We start from the raw sequence: 18379 nt of genomic DNA, 5'->3' as shown, positions 1-18379 counted from the left end.
CGTAGCGACGGTGGAGGGTGGGGTCCGCCGGCACCGCGCCGTCGGCCCGAGGGATGTGCTGTCACGGCGGTCGCGACGAAACTCGGCGTCCTGCGTGCACCAGACGAACCCACCGTCCGACGGAATCCCGCAACCGGCCGGACGCCCTACTATGTTTATCTCGGAAACATAATAAAAGCGGCGACGGGAACGAGCGAATGGAACACGGCAGCATGCGGGAGGTCCTGCGCGGCATCGAGGTCTTCGCGGGGGATGATCTGCCCGCCTTCGACCCCGCCGACGCCCCTTACTCACCAGAGGAGTTGTTCGTCACCTGGTTCCGTTCGGCCGTACACGCAGGCGTCCGCGAGCCGCACGCGATGACCCTGTCCACCGTCGACGCCGAGGGCCGGCCGGACGCCCGCGTGCTGATCCTCAAGAACGTCGACGCGGAGGGCTGGCAGTTCGCCGTGCACGCCGACAGCCCCAAGGGCCGCGAGCTGGCGGCGCACGGCTGGGCCGCGCTCACCTTCTACTGGTCGCCCCAGGCGCGGCAGGTCCGGGTACGCGGACCCGTCGTCGCGGAGCCCGCCGAGAGTGCCGCCGCGGACTTCCTGGCCCGCTCACCCGAGGCGCGTGCCGAGGCGCTGCTGGGGACGCAGAGCCGGCCGCTCGCGGACCTCGGTGAACGGGACCTGCGCACGAAGGAGTCGCTGGCGCGCGTCGAGCGTGATCCGGATCTGGTCGCCGCGAGCTGGACGCTGTACGGACTCAGGGCCGAGCAGGTCGAGTTCTGGCAGGGCGACAAGCTGCGCCGTCACACCCGCCTCAGCTACTCCCGCGAGGCGGGCGGCTGGCGCAAGCAGTTGCTCTGGCCGTGAGTGCGGATCAGGATGTCGGCGCGCGAGGGGAGCGAGAGCCGCCGGGACGGACCGGCTCCCGCTCCCGGTTTCAGCCGGTCACTGAGGAAGGGCCCGCACCAGCACCAACGACCCTTCGTAGAAGGGCTGGTGGCGCAGCGAGCCGTATTTCTTGTCCCACTCCCCCGATGCGAGCGCCGCGCGCAGCGCCTCCACGTACTCCTCCCGTTTCGGCGCGTCGACGAAGCTCCAGGCCGAGTTGGCCTGCCGCGCGCCCGGGTCGAGCAGTCGCTCGGGCCGCCCGTAGTACGCCTCGTTGAAGCCGTCCACGCAGTCGAGGGGGATCGGTACGCGGGTGACGTCGACGCGTCCGCCGAGCGCGTCCGCGAGGTGCGCCATCGACGGGTAGCGGCGCGCCTCCGTATCGAGGACGAGCGGTGCGTACGCGTACATCCAGAAGTCCCGTACGAGGTCCGGGTCCGAGGTCAGTACGAGCACGGGCCCGCGCGTGACGCGCCGCATCTCGCGCAGTCCCGCCGTGGCGTCGGGCCACTGGTGCACGCTGAACGTGGTCATCGCGGCGTCGAACGCGTCGTCGTCGAAGGGAAGTCGCTCCGCCACCGCGTCCACTGCCACCGGCAGGTGCGCCGGGCGCTGCCCGCGCATCACCGCCGAGGGCTCCACCGGGGTCACCTCCCGGTCCGTCGTCTCGTAGGACCCGGCCCCCGCACCGACGTTGACCACGGTGCGCGCGTCGCCCAGCGCATCGGAGATCAACGCGGCGATGCGCGGCTCGGGTCGCCGGTAGGAGGTGTACTGAACGCCGATCGTGCCGTAGTCCGCGTCGCCCGCGCTGCCGTCCGCCCATCTTTTGTTCATGTGCGGAACATATCAGTGCGGCCCGATCCGGGCGCAAGCACAATGTGGTCATGACCAACGAAGAGTTCCGCGTCGCGCTCGAAGGCCCGGGACAGAAGGTGTCCGACTCCGCCGAGCTGCTGCTCGGCTACCTGGACTGGTACCGCGAAGCCCTGCTGCGGAAGATCGACGGCCTGCCCGACGCACTCCTGCGCGCGCCGCTCGAACCGGTCGGCTGGTCGCCCCTCGGCCTCGTCCAGCACCTGGGCTGGGTCGAACGCCGCTGGCTGCGCTGGGGGTTCGCCGCCGAGGACGTACTGCCGCGCGTGCCGGGCGGCACGGCCGTCGAGTGGACCGTCCGCGACGACACACCGACCGCCGACGTCCTCGCCGCGTACGCGCACGAGGTGACACTGGGCCGCGCGGTGATCGCCGGGGCGGACCTCGCCTCGCCCTCCCGGGTGGGCGGGCGCTTTCCGACCGAGGAGGAGGCGCCGCCGCTCGGCCGCATCCTGTTCCACCTGCTCCAGGAGTACGCGCGCCACGTCGGCCAGCTCGACGTCGTACGCGAACTGATCGACGGCACCACCGGCGAGTAGGCCCACCTCGCAACCGAACTCCCGCCGTCGCCGCGCGAAGTTCCCGGCCGGGGCCGCGCCCCATCAGGGAGGGCCGCGACTCCGGGCGGCACCGGGCCGCGTCCGGCCCCGGCGCACCGGCGGTCAGGGGCGTGGGCCCGCGTTCGTTCCCCGGGCGGTGCGCCGGGACATGTGGCAAACTCACCTGCTACGGCAGCGGCCCGCCCGGTCGGACCCGTACCGGCGTCACCCTGCCCAGCCGTACCCGATCACCACCGGAGTGAGATCCATGGGCGCGAAACCGCAGGTCGACACGAGCCGGCCGCATCCGGCGCGCGTCTACGACTACCTGCTCGGCGGCAAGGACCACTACGAAGTGGACCGGGAACTGGGCGAGAAGATCCCTGAGTTCATGCGTCTGGCGGCACACGAGAACCGCGCTTTCATGCGGCGCGCGATCACCTGGACGGCACACAACGGTGTCACCCAGTTCCTGGACATCGGCACCGGTATCCCCACCGAACCCAACCTGCACCAGGTCGCGCAGGGTATCCATCCCGCCGCCAGGGTCGTGTACGCGGACAACGACCCGATCATCATGCGCCACGCCGAGGCGCTGCTGGTCGGCACGCCCGAGGGCGCGACGGACTACATCCAGGCGGACATCCGCGAGCCCCGCGCCATCATCGAACGGGCCCGCGAGCACCTGGACTTCGAGCGGCCGATCACCCTCTCCCTCATCGCGATCATGCACTTCATCGTCGACCGGTACGACCCGTACGGCGTCGTCCGCGCCCTGGTCGACGAGTTGCCGGCGGGCAGCTGCCTGGCGCTGACGCACGTCTGCCTCGACGGGTTCGCGGAGGCGGGCGAGAAGCTCAACAAGACGTACACCAGCGCCATCGAGGCACAGAGCCGCTCGTACGCGGACATCGAGAGGTTCTTCGACGGACTTGAACTGGTCGAGCCCGGACTGGTGGCGACACCGCACTGGCGGAAGGACGCACCGGTGCCGCCCGGCGCGGTGCCTCACCCCAACTACGCGGCCGTGGCGGTCAAACGCTGAGCCGCACGCCGGTGGCGACCGACATGCGAGCCCCCCAGCAGGGGGACCGTTCGGTACACGGCCCCCTCAGTGCCCCGGTCTTCCGCGCCGGGGCCCCTCGGGCGCGCGAAGGCTCCCCGCAGCGCGCGGGCCTCAGGCAGCGGCCCGGCCGGAGCCGGTCAGCCGGGCCCGCACGACGTCCCGGTCCACACCGAGGTGCGTGAGAGCCTCCGCCGCAGGATCCGGCGCCCTCAACTCCAGTAGGGCGAGCAGCAGATGGGCCGGTGTGATCCGGCGGGCGCCCTGCGCGCGCACCTCGCTCGACGCGCCCGCGAGAACGGACTTCGCCGCCGACGTGAACGGTGTGCGCTTGCGGGACACCGGGACCGCCGGCCGCTCCACACCCCGCGCGTCGATCCCGACCGCGTCGAGCGCCGCCAGGTCCATCTCCTTGAGCGCCTCACGCGCCGCCCCGGCATCGAGGCCGAGCCCCGCGACCGCCGTCTCGTCCTGGTGCCGCAGCGCGCCCAGGAGCAGGTGTTCCGTACCGATGCGCCGGTCGCCGCGACGCCGCGCCTCTTCGAGCGCGTCGGTGACCACCGCGCGCGCTCGACCTGCGAACTGTTCGAACATCGCTGTCACTTCCCGTACTTCGCATGCACGGACTGCCGGGACACCCCCAGCGCGTCGCCGATCTGCTCCCACGACCAGCCCTGCTCCCGGGCGCGCGCCACCGACGACGCCTCCACCTGTTCGGCGAGGCGGTGCAGCGCGCCGACGGCCCGCAGGCCGACCGCGGGGTCGGGCGAGGTCAGCTGTGTCGAGAGGTCTCCGGCATCCATGCGGCCAGTATTCCATCGCCCTGTCAGTCTGGACTGACAGAGCGATATCCGTCAACCCAGACTGACAGACCGGTCAGCGTCGTGGCGTGAGGCGGGGTGGGGTGGGGTGGGGTGAGGGAGCGGACCGGAGGAGGGAACGGGGCGGGCAGAGCGAGGAGCCGGCCGGGCGCGATGGCGGCACCCGGCGCGCGGCAGGGCCCCGGCCACCCGGCCGGGGCCCTGCCGCGCAGACCCCTGGACTCAGAACAGCTTGCCCGGGTTCAACAGCCCAAGCGGGTCGAACGTGCGCTTGACCTGACGCTGCAACTCCAGCTCCACCGGGCCGAGTTCGCGGGCCAGCCACTCCTTCTTCAGTACGCCCACACCGTGTTCGCCGGTGATGGTGCCGCCGAGGCGCAGGCCGAGCGCCATGATCTCGTCGAACGCCTCCTTCGCCCGCCGGACGTCGTCCGGCTTCGTCGGGTCGAAGCAGACGATCGGGTGGGTGTTGCCGTCGCCCGCGTGCGCGCACACACCGATCTTGGTGTCGTACTTCTCCGCGATCGCCTCGACGCCTTCGAACATGTCACTGAGCCGGGCGCGCGGCACGCACACGTCGTCGATCATCGTCGTACCGAGAGCGGCCTCCAGGGCCGGCAGCGACAGCCGGCGCGCCTGCATCAGCATCTCCGACTCGGCCACGTCGTCGGCCGGCACGACCTCGGTGGCGCCCGCCTCGGTGCACAGTTCCCCGACCGCGGCGAGGTCGGCGGCCGGGTCGGGGGTGTCGAAGGCCACCAGCAGCAGCGCCTCGGTGCTCTCCGGCAGGCCCATGTTCGCCATCGCGTTGACGGCGCGGACCGTCGTGCCGTCCATCAGCTCCATCAGGGACGGCACATGGCCGCGCTCCATGATCCGTCGCACGGCGTCCCCCGCGGCGGACGCCGACGTGAACTCGGCGGCGAGCACGAGCTGCCGGGGCGGCTGCGGCTTCAGCGCGAGGACGGCCTTGACGACGATCCCGAGGCTGCCCTCGGAGCCGACGAACAGCCGCGTCAGGTCGTACCCGGCGACGCCCTTCGCCGTGCGCCGGCCGGTGGACAGCAGGCGCCCGTCGGCGAGGACGATGTCGAGGCCGAGCACGTACTCCGCCGTGACGCCGTACTTCACGCAGCACAGGCCGCCGGCGGCGGTGCCGATGTTGCCGCCGATGGTGCAGGTCTCCCAGCTGGAGGGGTCCGGCGGGTAGTGCATGCCCTGCTCGGCGACGGCGCGCGACAGCGCCGCGTTCACGACGCCGGGCTCCACGACGGCGATCCGGTCGACCGGGTCGATCTCCAGGATCCGGTCCATCTTCACGAGCGAGAGGACGATGCAGCCGTCGGAGGCATTCGCGGCACCGGACAGCCCCGTACGGGCCCCCTGCGGCACGACCGGGACGCGGAGTTCGGTGGCGGTCCGCATCACGTGCTGGACCTGCTCGACCGTCCGTGGAAGCACCACGACGGCGGGTACACCGGCCTCGCAGAAGCTGGCCATGTCGTGCGCGTACGAGGCCATCACGTCGGCGTCGGTGATGAGCGCCTCGGCGGGCAGGCCCGCGCGCAGTCGTTCGGTGAGCGCGGTGGCGTCGGCGGTCGCAGCCCGGGTTTGAAGCAGATCGTCCATGATCCCAGGTTCGCACCGACCGCCATCGGTGTGAACCCGAATGCGATCCACCCCACAGGGCTAAGTGTGATCTTCATATTGACGCACAGTGGCCCTCATGAATGCGATGAAATCGGATAAAAAGCAGCATTCCCGGCGAATGAAACCTGCGGTCGTGGCCGTCGGCGTGGGTGGCCTCCTGGTCGCGGGCGTCCTGGTGTTCGTCCCCGGCACGAAGCACGAGGCCCCGCCCCTCGCCGGACCCGAAGGCCGCGCGCTCACCGCCGTGACAGCCGGGGCCCCGGCCGCCGTCACCGATCTGGCCGCGCTGATCCGGGACCGCACGGCGTGGGTGGGCAAGCACCCGGACGACGCGCGGGCCTGGGCGGTCCTCGGTTCGGCGTACGTACAGCGCGGAGTGCGGCAGGCGGACCCCGCCCTGTTCCCGAAGGCGCAGCAGGCGCTCGACCGCGCGCTGGCGGGCACGAACGCCCGGCCTTCCGCGCCCGCGTCCGGTCCCGCCCCGCGCTCGTCGGCACCGGGGCCGGATACGGGATCGCCTCAGGCACCCGCGTCGGCACCCGCACAGGCGCCTGCCTCAGCGCGGGCGCCCGCCCCCGGGAACGGTTCCGCGCCCGGGCAGGGCGCCGGATCCGGCACCGGCGCGGCGCCGCCGGCCGCGGGGGCGGCACCCGGTACGGCCGCGGGCGACGCCAAGGCCCCCGCGGCCGTACCGCGCGGCGCACCGGCAGCAGCGCTGGCGGCCGCCTCCGCACCGCCCGAGGCGCTGATCGGGCTCGCCTCCCTCGCCGACGCCCGCCACGACTACATGACCGCCAAGAAGTGGGGCGAACAGGCCCTTAAACGGGTGCCCTCCGCCTGGGCGGCCTACCCGCCGCTCATCGCCGCGTACAACGGCATCGGCGACTACGAGGCCGCCGGCCGCGCGGCGGACCGGCTGGCCAAAGCGCTGCCCAAGGCCCCGGCGGCCGCGGGCGAGTACGCGGTCGTCTACAGCGACCGCGGCTGGCGCGAGGACGCGGCGGCGAAGGCGTCCGACGCCGTCGACCACGCCTCCTCCCCGCCGCAGAAGGGCGCGGCGCTCACCGAACTCGGGAACCTCGCGTGGGAGCGCGGCGAACCGAAGGAGGCACTCGGCCAGTACGACGCGGCGCTCCAGGCGTCCCCCGACCAGTTCGCCGCACAGGCGGGCCGGGGCCGCGCCCTGGCGGCTCTCGGCCGGACCGACGAGGCCTACCAGGCGTACCAGAGCGCGCTCACGAAGCTGCCCGCGCCGGAGTACGCGCTGGAGTTCGGCGAGCTCTACGACTCGCTCGGCCTGACCGGTGACGCGCAGACGCAGTACGCCACGCTCCGCGCGGCCGCGACGAAGGGGCGGCGTGGCGGGGTCGACGAGAACCTGGTCCTCGGCCGCTACGAGGCCGACCACGGCAACCCGGGGATGGCGGTCGCCCTGCTGACAACCGAGTGGACGAACGGCCACCACAGCATCGAGGTGGCGGACGCGCTGGGCTGGGCGCTGTACCGGTCGGGCGACGCGGCCCGCGCGCTCACGTACGCGACGACCGCCACGGAGCAGGGCCGCCGCAGCGCCCTGTACACGTACCACCGGGGCGAGATCGAGCGGACGCTCGGCATGAAGGCCGAGGCACGCCGGCACCTCGACGAGGCGCTGCGCACGAACCCGTACTTCTCGCCGCTGCTCGCGCCCCGCGCGCACGAGGCCCTGGACGCGGTCGGCGGATCGAGCGGCGCGGGCGCGACCGGCGGCGCGGGGACGTCCGACGACACGGGCGCCACGGGCGGGGCCGGTACGGACGACGGGGGCGTCGTCGGCAGCCCCGATCAGCCGGCGCGGGAGGCGGGCGCCCCGGGCAACACTCCCGGCGATCCGACGATGCTCCCCTGAGGGCACACGCGCCGTCCGGGAAATCCAGGGCGCTCCGCCGCCGGAGAGCGGGGGGCCCATGGTGCGGCCTCGTTGCGGCGACGGCGGCTGGGGCGACCGCGGGAAAAGACGCGGCCCCGTGGGTCAGTTTCCACGGGGCCGCAGGCAGGAGCACGGGTGCGGGGTACTGCGAGTCACGCGTCAGAGATTGCCGCGCTTCTCCTGCTCCCGCTCGATCGCTTCGAAGAGTGCCTTGAAGTTGCCCTTGCCGAACCCCATCGAACCGTGCCGTTCGATCATTTCGAAGAAGACAGTCGGGCGATCTTGGACGGGCTTGGTGAAGATCTGCAGGAGGTAGCCGTCCTCGTCCCGGTCCACCAGCAGTTTCAGCTCGCGCAGCGTCTCGACCGGCACCCGCGTCTCGCCCGCCCACTCGCCGAGCGTCTCGTAGTACGAGTCCGGGGTGTCGAGGAACTGCACGCCCGCCGCGCGCATCTGCTGCACCGAGGCGACGATGTCGTTCGTCGCGAGCGCGATGTGCTGGACACCGGCGCCGCCGTAGAACTCCAGGTACTCGTCGATCTGCGACTTCTTCTTCGCGACGGCGGGCTCGTTGATCGGGAACTTCACCTTGAGCGTGCCGTCCGCGACGACCTTCGACATCAGCGCCGAGTACTCGGTCGCGATGTCGTCGCCGACGAACTCCTTCATGTTCGTGAAGCCCATGACCTTGTTGTAGAAGCCGACCCACTCGTTCATCCGGCCGAGTTCGACGTTGCCGACGCAGTGGTCGACGGCCTGGAAGCTGCGCTTCTCCTGCGGCGCGACGATCGGCTTCGCCGCCTCGAAGCCGGGCAGGTAGGGGCCGTCGTAGCCGGAGCGCTCCACCAGGGTGTGCCGGGTGCTGCCGTACGTGGCGATCGCGGCGAGGACGACCGTGCCGTGCTCGTCCTTGATCTCGTGCGGCTCGACGAGACCGTGGGCACCGTGCCCGGTCGCGTAGGCGTAGGCGGCGCGCGCGTCGGGAACCTCGATGGCCAGGTCCACGATGCCGTCGCCGTGCTCCGCCACATGGTCCGTCAGGAACCGCCCCCAGTCGGTGGACGGCTTGACGACGGACGTGAACACGAAGCGCGCCGAACCACTCGTGAGGACGTAACTCGCCGTCTCGCGGCTGCCGTTCTCCGGACCCGCGTACGCGACCAGCTTCATGCCGAAGGCGGTGGAGTAGTAGTGGGCGGCCTGCTTGGCGTTGCCGACGGCGAAGACGATCGCGTCCATCCCCTTCACCGGGAACGGGTCGGCCGCACGCGCCGAATCGGGTACCGAGCCGGACACGGTGGTGGGGTGCATCGAGGTGTCTGCCATGGGGTCAGGGTCTCCCCGTACCACAAGGTGCGCAACAGTTCTCGTATTGACTGGGCAGGATGTACAGCCCAATGGGACAATCACCGGGCGATCTGTACAGCATGACCATGAGAGCGAACGGGGCGACGGGCCATGACCATCGACGCACTCGACGGGCGGCTGCTCGTCCTGCTCGCGCGGGAGCCGCGCATCGGCATGCTGGAGGCGTCCCGCCGGCTCGGCGTCGCGCGGGGCACCGCGCAGGCGCGGCTCGACCGGCTCCGCGCCGGGGGCGTCATCCGGGGCTTCGGCCCCGACGTCGATCCGGCGGCGCTGGGTTACCCGGTGACGGCCTTCGCGACGCTGGAGATCAAACAGGGGCAGGGAGCGGACGTGCGGGCGCACCTGGACACCGTCCCCGAGGTGCTGGAACTGCACACGACGACCGGCAGCGGCGACATGCTGTGCCGGCTGGTGGCGCGGTCGAACGCGGACCTCCAGCGGGTCATCGACCGGGTGGTCGGGTTCGAGGGCATCGTGCGGGCGTCGACTGCGATCGTGATGGAGAACCCGGTGCCCTTGCGGATCATCCCGCTGGTGGAACAGGCGGCCAGGGACTCGCAGAGGGAATGAGCGGCAGCCGGGCGCGTCGAGGAGGCGGAGCAGCGCCCACCCATACAAAGAAGCCGCTGCAAAAGAATGGTTGCAAAGACCTCTTTGCATGGCCTACGGTAGTCCCATGAAGCCCGAACAGGTCCCGGACTCCGCTCGTCTCCTCGACGCCCATTCACTGCGCGGCCTCGCCCACCCCCTGCGGATGCGGCTGCTGACCACACTGCGGCACGACGGCCCGGCGACCGCCTCCCAACTGGCGGGCGCTATGGGCGAGTCGAGCGGTTCGACCAGTTACCACCTGCGCCAACTGGCGGCCCACGGATTCGTGGAGGACGCACCCGGGCACGGCAAGGGGCGGGAGCGGTGGTGGCGCGCGGTGGACGACGGCATCGCCATCGACGAGACCCTGACGACCAGCCGCGACCCGGCCGTACGCGCCGCCGTCGGGGTCCTGGTCGACGCGACCCTGGCCAACCACGCCCAGGAGGTGGCGGATTGGAGCCGGTCCGAGTGGCCGGACGTCTGGGCGGGAAAAGCCGACTTCAGCGACTTCACCCTCCAGCTGACACCTGACCTGCTGGACGAGCTGGCAGGTCAGGTGCACGACCTCATCGACAGCTACCGCGACCGCGCGTCCGCTCCGGACAAGGGCCCGACAGAGGGAGCCGGACCACAGCGGGTCAGGCTGCACTTCCACGCGTTCCCACAGCCGGCTCCGGAGCCGGATCAGCACTGATCATCCCTGAGGGACGGGCCGTTGGCCGGCCGTCCCACAGGTGCACCGGCACCCGGCACCCGGCACCCGGCACCCGGCACAACGCGCACCGCGTTTCACCCCCACCACGACGTCGCGCCACGTCACGCGGCCTTGTACGGCACCACGTCACGCGACCCCGTACACCCCCTCACCGCGCGGTGCCCCTTCCGGCGCACCGCCGATCACACCAGCGCCCGATCCCACCCGCGCCACGCGACGTCCCTCTCCGCGCGCAGCCCTTCGCGGCCGCATCGCATCCCCCGAGCACCCGCCTCGCCCCGGTGCGCCCGCACGCGGCGCTCCGCGAGCCCTTCTCCACGATGGAGTCATTGTCATGCTCACGCACACCAGCACGAACCTCCAGCTCCAGTCCGTACGCGCCGCCGACCTGCGCCGCGACGCCGCCTCGTACCGGATGAGCCGTCAGGCACGGGAGGCGGCACGGGCGGTACGGCACGCCCATCGCCACCCGGCCCGTACCGGCGCCCTGCGCGAGCAGTTGGGCTGGTCCCTGGTCCAGCTCGGCCTGCGCCTCGTGGACCGTCCGGCCGGCCACCACCTCGTCCGGCCGTGACCACCCGAGGATTCCCCGGCCTCCGCACACCGCTGGTCTCGGTGCTCGGCGCCAACGCGATATCCGTCGCGGGGACCGCGCTGAGCACGGTCGCCACCCCGTGGTTCGTGCTCGCGACCACCGGCAGCGCGGGCCGCGCGGGCATCGTCGCCTTCTGCGCGACCCTGCCCATCGCGCTGTCGGCCGTCGTCGGCGGCCCGTTGATCGACCGGATCGGCCGGCGCCGTGTGTCGGTCGGTTCCGATCTGGTGTGCGGGGCGGCCGTCGCCGCCGTACCACTGCTGTACCTGGCCGGCGGACTGCGCTTTTGGATGCTGTGCACACTGGTGGCCGTCAGCGGGCTCGTCCACACGCCTGGCGACACCGCGCGGGCCGTCCTCGTACCCGACCTGGCCGAACACGCGGGCACCTCGCTCGCCCGCGCCGCGAGCCTCTTCGACGCGGTCCAGCGCGGCGCGCGGATGGCGGGCGCCGCGCTGGCGGGAGTCCTGATCGCGGCCCTCGGCGCCCAGTCCGCGCTGCTGTTCGACGCGGCGAGCTTCGGCGCGTCCGCCCTGCTGGTGTCGGTCGCGCTACGGGGCCTGCGGGCCGCCCAGCCCCAGCGGACGGCCACGCCCGTCTCGGCCCGCGCGTACGCGAGCGAGATGCGCGAGGGATACGCGTACGTGGCGCGGACACGGCTGCTGCTCGCCGTGATCCTGATGGTCCTCGTCATCAACGGGATCGACCAGGGCTGGGTGGCCGTCCTGCTGCCCGTCCACGCGGAACGCCACCTCGGCGGCGCCACCGCGCTCGGCCTCCTCTCCGCCCTGTTCGGGGCGGGCGGTCTCGCGGGCGCCCTCGTCCACGGAGCGGTGGGGCACCGCTTCCGGCGCCGCACCGTGTTCGCGGTATGCGTGGTGCTGTGCGGGGCGCCCCGCTTCGCGGTCGCCGGATTCACCGACTCGACCGTGGCCCTGGCCGTGACGATGGCGGTCGCGGGCATCGCGGGCGGGGCACTCAACCCGATCCTCACCACCGTGATCTACGGGAGGGTGCCGCCGACGCTGCGCAGCCGGGTGGCCGGCGTGTCCACGGCGGGCTGCGAACTGGCGATGCCGCTCGGCGGCCTGGGCGCGGGACTGCTGGTCGACGGAGCGGGACTGACCACCGGGCTGCTCGTGACCGGCGGCGCCTACCTCATGGCGTCGCTCTGCCCGGCGGTGTTCCCCGCCTGGCGCGGCCTGGACGAGGAGCCCGACGACACCGGTACGTCCACCGCGGACGCACGAGGCCCGGGGACGGACGGTTCGCGGGCGGACAGCTCACGGACCGACGGCTCGCGGGGGGGGGACGGCCCTCGGACGGCCGCCCCGGATGCGCGAGGTCCGCGGAGGCCGGCCCCGCGCACGACGGCACACGGACCGGCAGCGCCGACCGCACCCGTCAGCAGGTCGGTACCTTCGCCCCCGACTGAAGCGCCTTGAGGGACGTGACCGCGCCGTTCAGGGTGGTGGCGGGCACGAGCCGCAAGTTCTTCGGCAGACCGACCTTCGCGTCGGAGCACTCCGCCTTCGGTACGAGGAACACCGTGGCGCCCGCGCGGGCCGCGGCCTGGGTCTTCAGTGCGACGCCCCCGACCGCGCCGACCGTCCCGGAACCGTTGATCGTCCCCGTACCCGCGATGGTCCGGCCGCCGGTGAGGTCGCCGCCCGCGCCGTTCCCGTTCAGCTTGTCGATGATGCCGAGCGTGAACAGCAGGCCGGCACTCGGGCCTCCCACATCGGCGAGGTGGAGCTTGATGTCGACGGACTTCGGGTCCTTGTGCAGATAGGTGAGGGCCGCGGTGACGGCGTCGTCCTGCGACTGGACCATGTCGTCGGTGTTGGTCTTGTCGATCTCCTTGACGGACTGGCCCGCCGGATAGACGGCGTCGCGCGGCAGCACCGCTTCCTTCGTACGGAACCAGCCCTTGACGACGTCGCCGATACGGACCGTCGCCGAGGGACCCGTCGCCTCGATGGTGGTCATCCGCAACTGGCCCGTGGTCTTGCGGACGGGTGCCCGGGTGATCGTGATGACCGGCTGTCCCTTGTTCACCCCGAGCACGTTCGCGGTCAGCCCCGGCAGGGCGATCGCGTACGGGAGCGGTGCCAGGGCGACGACGGCGAACAGCGCCACGATCGGCACGGCGCACAGCGCGAGGAAGACGGGGCGCGAGAGACGAGAGAACACGATGCCAATCTATCGGCCGCGCGCCGTACACCGGCGGCCCGGCCCGTCCCTCCCGGTCCCCCGCTCCCTTTTCCGGCCCTGACCAGTGGCGTGTGCCGGTTCGGTGCCCCGCTCCCCCGTGCCGTGTTCCCCGCGCCCCGTGCCCCTCCGCGTCTCTCTGTCTGCCCGGTTCCGTGTCTCTCAGGTCCGCGCGTTCCGGTCCCGTGTCTCTCCGGTTCCGCGCGTTCCGGTTCCGTGTCTCTCCGGTTCCGCGCGTTCCGGTCCCGTGCCACTTCGGTCCCGTGCCTCTCCGGCTCCGCGTCCCTTCGGACGGTGACGGCGTCCGTGCCCCCCGGGGCGGGTTCAGCGCAACGCGTCCGCGACCTCGCGGGCCGCGTCGACCACGCGGGCGCCGACCCGCTCGGGCACCGCGTCGGCAAGCATGACCACACCCACGCTGCCTTCGAGTCCGCTCAGGCCGATCAGCGGGGCCGCCGCACCACTGGCGCCCGACTCCAGCTCGCCATGGGTGAGGGTGCAGCGCGGCTCGGTGAGCACCGCGCCCCGCGCCGCGAGGATGGCCTTGCCCGCGGCCCCCCGGTCGAGCGAATGCCGGAAGCCCGCGCGGTACGCGACGTGGTAGTCGGTCCAGCTCGGTTCGACGACGGCGACGGCCAGCGCCTCGGCGCCGTCGACCAGGGTGAGGTGCGCGGTGGCACCGATGTCCTCGGCCAGCGACCGCAGGGCGGGCAGGGCCGCCTCCCGTACGAGGGGATGCACTTGCCGGCCGAGCCGCAGCACACCGAGGCCGACCCTGGCCCGGCCGCCGAGGTCGCGGCGTACGAGTGCGTGCTGCTCCAGTGTGGTGAGCAGGCGGTAGACGACGGTCCTGTTGACCCCGAGCTTGTGGGACAACTCGGTGACGGTCAGGCCGTGGTCCGTGTCGGCGAGCAGTTTCAGGACCCGCAGTCCTCTGTCGAGCGTCTGAGAAGTCTCAGCGGTCACGACGCCCTCTCCTTCGATGGTCTCGGAGCGAGTGGCGGCGGCGGTCTCACACTGGTCCGGCACCGGTCCCGTCGGCGAGGCAGGGAGAAGCCACCACCGGACAAGGCACACCGGCTGCGCTGCGCGGCGACACTGCCACGGCGCGTGTTCATATGACCGGACAGTAGCGATCCATACCGCTCAGCGGAAGAGCCGGTCCAGAATCCGGGCACAGCTGGTGAGTTGATCAGGAAATGGCCGTAGTTGGTACCCATGGGGCATACGTCATCGCATTGCCCGACACGGTGACGCGGAAGGGCGGGGCGGCGGGGCAGGGAGGCGGCGGCGCGACCGGCGCGGGGCAGGACCGCGGGGGCGGCGGGGACGCAGAACTCGGGGGCGTTCAGGGCACTTCAGGGCACTTCAGCGCAGCTCAGGGTGCACCCGACACGGAACCCCCGGGCTCGGAAAACCCGACCGGCGGACGGGGGCTCGATCGGCGGGCGGGGGAGGCCGGACGGGTGAGACGGGCAGGCGGGCGGGGGAGGCCGGACTGGCGAGGCGGGCAGCCGGGCGAGGCGGGCAGCCGGGCAGGCGGGCGGGCCGCGGGCGGCGTCCGAACGGCGGACGGAGATACCGAACGGCGGACGGGGCGGCCGAACGGGCGCCGGTCAACTCGGCGCCCGCCGGGCGCTCAACGCATCCGCGTGGCCCACTCCTGGACCTTCTTGATCCGCTCCCGGATCTGGCCGCCCGTCGCCTCGGCGCTCGGCGGGCCGCCGCACACACGGCGCAGTTCGGTGTGGATGACGCCGTGCGGCTTGCCGCTCTGATGCACATAGGCCGCGACCATCGTGTTCAACTGCTTCCGCAGATCGAGCAGTTCGCGGTGGGAGACCACCGGGCGCCGATCCGCGGGCAACTCGATGAGGTCGGCCTCCGTGTCGGGCTTCTTGCGGCTGTGCGCGATCTGCCGCGCCTGCCGCCGCTGCAGCAGCATCTGCACCTGGTCCGGCTCCAGCAGGCCCGGGATGCCCAGGTAGTCCTGCTCCTCCTCACTGCCGGGGTGCGCCTGCATCCCGAACTCGGCGCCGTCGTACAGGACCCGGTCGAAGACGGCGTCGGACTCCAGTGCCTCGAAAGGCAGCATGTCCTGGTCGCCGGTGTCCTCGTCCTCCTGCTTGTTGGCGTCGTCCATCTCCTTCTCGGACTCCGCGTACGGGTCCTCCTCGCCGGTCTTCTTCGGCTTGTCGAGCACGTGGTCGCGCTCGACCTCCATCTCGTTGGCGAAGCCGAGCAGGTCCGGGATGGTGGGCAGGAAGACGGAAGCGGTCTCGCCGCGCCGCCTGGACCGTACGAAACGGCCCACGGCCTGCGCGAAGAACAGCGGTGTGGAGATGGTGGTGGCATACACACCGACGGCGAGACGCGGTACGTCGACGCCCTCGGAGACCATGCGCACGGCGACCATCCAGCGGTCCTCGCTCGCGCTGAACTCGTCGATGCGCTTGGAGGCCGCGGCCTCGTCCGACAGCACGACGGTGGCCTTCGTCCCGGTGATCTCGCGGACCATCTTCGCGTACGCGCGCGCGGAGTCCTGATCGGCCGCGATGACCAGACCACCGGCGTCGGGGATGCCCTTGCGCACCTCGGTGAGCCGCCGGTCGGCGGCACGCAGGACGTTCGGCATCCACTCGCCCCGCGGGTCGAGCGCCGTCCGCCACGCCTGCGAGGTGGCGTCCTTCGTCATCGGCTCGCCGAGGCGTGCCGCGATCTCGTCGCCCGCCTTCGTACGCCAGCGCATGTTGCCGCTGTAGCTGAGGAAGATGACGGGCCGGACGACGCCGTCGCCCAGCGCGTTGCCGTAGCCGTACGTGTAGTCGGCGGACGAACGGCGGATGCCGTCGTTGCCCTCCTCGTACACGACGAACGGGATCGGGTTGGTGTCCGACCGGAACGGCGTGCCGGTCAGCGCGAGCCTGCGGGTCGCCGGCTCGAAGGCCTCAAGGCACGCCTCGCCCCACGACTTGGAGTCGCCGGCGTGGTGGATCTCGTCGAGGATAACGAGCGTCTTGCGCTGCTCGCAGCGGTTGCGGTGCAGCATCGGGCGCACGCCGACGCCCGCGTACGTGACGGCGACGCCGTCGTACTCCTTGCTGAGCGGGCCCGCGCTGTAGTCGGGGTCCAGCTTGATGCCTATGCGCGCGGCGGCGTCAGCCCACTGGGTCTTCAGGTGCTCCGTGGGGGCGACGACCGTGATCTGCTGCACGACGTGGTGGTGCAGCAGCCACGACGCGAGGGTCAGCGCGAACGTGGTCTTGCCCGCGCCCGGGGTCGCTACCGCGAGGAAGTCCCGGGGTTGTTCCTGGAGGTAGCGCGAGAGCGCGCTCTCCTGCCAGGCGCGCAGCTTGTTGGCCGTGCCCCAGGGGGCCCGGCCGGGGAAGGCGGGTGAGAGGTGGTGGGAGGCGGGAGTGCTCACGGTCTCCGTTCCGAACCTGGCGGCGGCCCCGGAAACGCGACCGGCCACTGCCGTACGACAACCGGGCCACCCTACCGGGGCCCCGCCATGATCCTCGTACGAACCCGACGTCAGGCACCCGGTGCGGGATGTCTCACATCCCGGCGCCCTCCCCGACGGCCCGGCCCCCGGAGCGCGCCGTGGCGGCCCGGGTACGGACCCGGGCCGCGACCCGGATGCCGCCCAGCGCGACAACCGCCATCAGTACGAACACGGCGGCGAACGCCCCCGGATGGGAGGCCGCGGCCCCGCCGCCCGAGGCCACCGGCGCCCCGCCGGCACCGACAGAACCGCCGCCGAGCGCCGTGAACGCGGCGCCCCCCACCGCCAGCATGAGGACGTTCGACAGGCCGTCCGAGATCTGCAGCGCCGACGAGATCACTCCGACCTCCTCCGGCGCCGACAGGCCCAGCGCGACGACGCTCGTCGACGAGATCACCCCGCCCATGCCCAGACAGCCGACCGCCCACGCGACGGCGAGCACCCACACCGGCACGGCGGGGAGCAGCACCGCGGGCGCGGTCGCGATCCCCAACGTCACCAGCACCATGCCGCCCGCCATCAGCGACTCGCGGTGCGGCTGCAGACGCGGCCGGGACTGCACGTACGACCCCAGGGACCAAGTTGCCCCGCCCGCGGCGATCGACAGGCCCGCCAACGTCGGCGACAGGCCCCGCTGCGTCACCAGCATCAGCGGCACGAAGCTCTCCGCCGCGATGAACGACCCGGCCGACACCCCGCGCAGCGCCACCACCGCGGGCAGCCCGCGCGCCGCGCGCCAGGTCCCTGCCGGCAGCAGCTCCCGTACCGGGACGACGAGCAGGGCGACCCCGGCCACGACCGGCACCAGCGACACCCAGCGCAGATCCTCACCCGCGTACTGCAGCAGCCCCGCACCCGCGGACAGCGCGAGCGCCAGCACGATCCGCCGGCGGTCGAACCGCGGCACGGGCGCCCCCGGCTCGGAACGCCCCGCCGCCATGCGCCGGATCGCCGGCAACGCCAGTGCGAGCGGCACGACGATCAGGACCGGGATGCCGAGGAACACCCAGCGCCAGCCCAACTGCTCCGTGACCGTGCCGGCCGCGAGCGGCCCCACCACGGACGGCACCACCCAGGCCGCCGCGAACCCCGCCATGATCGACGGGCGCAGCCGTGGCGGATACACCCGGCCGACGACGACATACAGGGCGACGATCACCAGCCCGCCCCCCAGCCCCTGCACGGCGCGCCCCACGATGAACACCCACATGCCGGAGGCCGTCCCCGCCACGACCAGCCCCGCCGCGAACATGCCGATCCCGACGGTGAGCGGCGCGAGCGGCCCGTCCCGGTCCGACCACTGCCCCGCGAAGACCATCGCGAACAAGCTCGTCGTGAAGTACGCGGAGAAGGCGAACGCGTAGAGCGGAATGCCGTCCAGCTCCCGCGCCGCGACCGGCATGGCCGTACCGACGGCGGTCGCCTCGAACGCGATGAGCAGCACGACGGACACCATCCCGACGCTCAACGCCCGGTAGGGGGCCTGGAGCACCCCACTGGGGGCGCTGTCGCCGCCGTCCCCGCCGGACGGGTCGGGGACAGCGGCCGGCTCGACGGCGGCGACATCGGCGTCGCGAGGTTCCGTACTACTCATTCCGCCAGAGTAAGGGTCACTACCGACATTGACCCCTGGCCGCAGGCGGAAGGGGCAT

17 protein-coding genes are annotated in these 18379 nt (G+C 72.3%); 8 read left to right on the top strand and 9 right to left on the bottom strand.

Going from position 1 to position 18379, the window contains the following annotated elements:
• The first annotated feature begins 197 nt into the window (after nt 1-197).
• Entirely contained in the window at nt 198-860 is a 663-nt protein-coding gene (locus OG310_RS22415) for a pyridoxine/pyridoxamine 5'-phosphate oxidase (RefSeq protein ID WP_329457658.1), read from the top strand.
• Between the two features lie 78 nt (nt 861-938).
• Here OG310_RS22415 and OG310_RS22410 read toward each other — a convergent pair whose 3' ends face one another.
• Nucleotides 939-1718, bottom strand: coding sequence for a class I SAM-dependent methyltransferase (locus tag OG310_RS22410; protein ID WP_329457657.1), 780 nt, complete (start codon nt 1716-1718; stop codon nt 939-941).
• A gap of 50 nt (nt 1719-1768) precedes the next feature.
• Here OG310_RS22410 and OG310_RS22405 point away from each other — a divergent pair, with 50 nt between their 5' ends.
• On the top strand, nt 1769-2296 hold the full coding sequence (locus OG310_RS22405) for a DinB family protein (protein WP_329457656.1): 528 nt from the start codon (nt 1769-1771) through the stop codon (nt 2294-2296).
• 268 nt (nt 2297-2564) lie between these two features.
• Nucleotides 2565-3341 (top strand): SAM-dependent methyltransferase, encoded by a 777-nt coding sequence (locus tag OG310_RS22400; RefSeq protein ID WP_329457655.1) that lies wholly within the window; start codon nt 2565-2567, stop codon nt 3339-3341.
• A gap of 132 nt (nt 3342-3473) precedes the next feature.
• Here OG310_RS22400 and OG310_RS22395 read toward each other — a convergent pair whose 3' ends face one another.
• The 3 genes from OG310_RS22395 to OG310_RS22385 form a co-directional block, all read right to left on the bottom strand.
• On the bottom strand, nt 3474-3953 hold the full coding sequence (locus OG310_RS22395) for a Clp protease N-terminal domain-containing protein (RefSeq protein WP_329457654.1): 480 nt from the start codon (nt 3951-3953) through the stop codon (nt 3474-3476).
• Nucleotides 3954-3958: 5 nt separating this feature from the next.
• Complete coding sequence (locus tag OG310_RS22390; protein ID WP_329457653.1) at nt 3959-4162, bottom strand: helix-turn-helix domain-containing protein; 204 nt, start codon at nt 4160-4162, stop codon at nt 3959-3961.
• Between the two features lie 240 nt (nt 4163-4402).
• The gene (locus OG310_RS22385; RefSeq protein ID WP_329457652.1) at nt 4403-5809 is read right to left on the bottom strand and encodes an FAD-binding oxidoreductase; all 1407 of its coding nucleotides are present in this window, start codon (nt 5807-5809) and stop codon (nt 4403-4405) included.
• A 154-nt stretch (nt 5810-5963) separates the two neighbouring features.
• On the opposite strand from OG310_RS22385, the gene OG310_RS22380 reads away from it, so the two are divergent.
• Nucleotides 5964-7718 (top strand): tetratricopeptide repeat protein, encoded by a 1755-nt coding sequence (locus OG310_RS22380; RefSeq protein WP_329457651.1) that lies wholly within the window; start codon nt 5964-5966, stop codon nt 7716-7718.
• A gap of 180 nt (nt 7719-7898) precedes the next feature.
• On the opposite strand, the gene hppD is transcribed toward OG310_RS22380, so the two are convergent.
• The gene (gene hppD / locus OG310_RS22375) at nt 7899-9065 is read right to left on the bottom strand and encodes a 4-hydroxyphenylpyruvate dioxygenase (protein WP_329457650.1); all 1167 of its coding nucleotides are present in this window, start codon (nt 9063-9065) and stop codon (nt 7899-7901) included.
• A 132-nt stretch (nt 9066-9197) separates the two neighbouring features.
• On the opposite strand from hppD, the gene OG310_RS22370 reads away from it, so the two are divergent.
• The 4 genes from OG310_RS22370 to OG310_RS22355 all read left to right on the top strand — a co-directional run bounded on the left by OG310_RS22370 (nt 9198) and on the right by OG310_RS22355 (nt 12456).
• Nucleotides 9198-9677, top strand: coding sequence for an Lrp/AsnC family transcriptional regulator (locus OG310_RS22370; RefSeq protein ID WP_329457649.1), 480 nt, complete (start codon nt 9198-9200; stop codon nt 9675-9677).
• Between the two features lie 106 nt (nt 9678-9783).
• Nucleotides 9784-10395, top strand: a complete 612-nt coding sequence (locus OG310_RS22365) for an ArsR/SmtB family transcription factor (protein ID WP_329457648.1) — start codon at nt 9784-9786, stop codon at nt 10393-10395.
• A gap of 355 nt (nt 10396-10750) precedes the next feature.
• Nucleotides 10751-10990 (top strand): hypothetical protein, encoded by a 240-nt coding sequence (locus OG310_RS22360; RefSeq protein ID WP_329457647.1) that lies wholly within the window; start codon nt 10751-10753, stop codon nt 10988-10990.
• Nucleotides 10987-12456 carry an MFS transporter gene (locus OG310_RS22355; protein ID WP_329457646.1) on the top strand — a complete coding sequence of 490 codons (1470 nt, stop codon included), beginning with the start codon at nt 10987-10989 and terminating at the stop codon, nt 12454-12456. Before OG310_RS22360 ends, OG310_RS22355 begins: the two co-directional genes overlap by 4 nt.
• Here OG310_RS22355 and OG310_RS22350 read toward each other — a convergent pair.
• The 4 genes from OG310_RS22350 to OG310_RS22335 form a co-directional block, all read right to left on the bottom strand.
• The gene (locus OG310_RS22350; RefSeq protein WP_329457645.1) at nt 12416-13204 is read right to left on the bottom strand and encodes a S16 family serine protease; all 789 of its coding nucleotides are present in this window, start codon (nt 13202-13204) and stop codon (nt 12416-12418) included. The two genes, OG310_RS22355 and OG310_RS22350, sit on opposite strands and share 41 nt — an antisense overlap.
• Nucleotides 13205-13546: 342 nt before the next feature.
• Nucleotides 13547-14188: an IclR family transcriptional regulator gene (locus OG310_RS22345; protein WP_329457644.1), complete on the bottom strand. Its 642-nt coding sequence runs from the start codon at nt 14186-14188 to the stop codon at nt 13547-13549.
• Nucleotides 14189-14861: 673 nt separating this feature from the next.
• Nucleotides 14862-16646 (bottom strand): DEAD/DEAH box helicase, encoded by a 1785-nt coding sequence (locus OG310_RS22340; protein WP_329457643.1) that lies wholly within the window; start codon nt 16644-16646, stop codon nt 14862-14864.
• 133 nt (nt 16647-16779) lie between these two features.
• Nucleotides 16780-18321, bottom strand: coding sequence for an MFS transporter (locus tag OG310_RS22335; protein ID WP_329457642.1), 1542 nt, complete (start codon nt 18319-18321; stop codon nt 16780-16782).
• Nucleotides 18322-18379 lie beyond the last annotated feature (58 nt).

The sequence above is a fragment of the Streptomyces sp. NBC_01497 genome, from assembly GCF_036250695.1.
Classification (GTDB): Bacteria; Actinomycetota; Actinomycetes; order Streptomycetales; family Streptomycetaceae; genus Streptomyces.
Note: the sequence above shows the minus strand (reverse complement) of the source record. Positions and strands in the feature narration are given on the sequence as shown.

Coding starts and splice junctions, on each gene's coding strand:
- OG310_RS22415 (WP_329457658.1), top strand. CDS start 198: ATGGAACACGGCAGCATGCGGGAGGTCCTGCGCGGCATCGAGGTCTTC.
- OG310_RS22385 (WP_329457652.1), bottom strand. CDS start 5,809: ATGGACGATCTGCTTCAAACCCGGGCTGCGACCGCCGACGCCACCGCG.
- OG310_RS22400 (WP_329457655.1), top strand. CDS start 2,565: ATGGGCGCGAAACCGCAGGTCGACACGAGCCGGCCGCATCCGGCGCGC.
- OG310_RS22395 (WP_329457654.1), bottom strand. CDS start 3,953: ATGTTCGAACAGTTCGCAGGTCGAGCGCGCGCGGTGGTCACCGACGCG.
- OG310_RS22410 (WP_329457657.1), bottom strand. CDS start 1,718: ATGAACAAAAGATGGGCGGACGGCAGCGCGGGCGACGCGGACTACGGC.
- OG310_RS22365 (WP_329457648.1), top strand. CDS start 9,784: ATGAAGCCCGAACAGGTCCCGGACTCCGCTCGTCTCCTCGACGCCCAT.
- OG310_RS22405 (WP_329457656.1), top strand. CDS start 1,769: ATGACCAACGAAGAGTTCCGCGTCGCGCTCGAAGGCCCGGGACAGAAG.
- OG310_RS22335 (WP_329457642.1), bottom strand. CDS start 18,321: ATGAGTAGTACGGAACCTCGCGACGCCGATGTCGCCGCCGTCGAGCCG.
- OG310_RS22390 (WP_329457653.1), bottom strand. CDS start 4,162: ATGGATGCCGGAGACCTCTCGACACAGCTGACCTCGCCCGACCCCGCG.
- hppD (WP_329457650.1), bottom strand. CDS start 9,065: ATGGCAGACACCTCGATGCACCCCACCACCGTGTCCGGCTCGGTACCC.
- OG310_RS22370 (WP_329457649.1), top strand. CDS start 9,198: ATGACCATCGACGCACTCGACGGGCGGCTGCTCGTCCTGCTCGCGCGG.
- OG310_RS22360 (WP_329457647.1), top strand. CDS start 10,751: ATGCTCACGCACACCAGCACGAACCTCCAGCTCCAGTCCGTACGCGCC.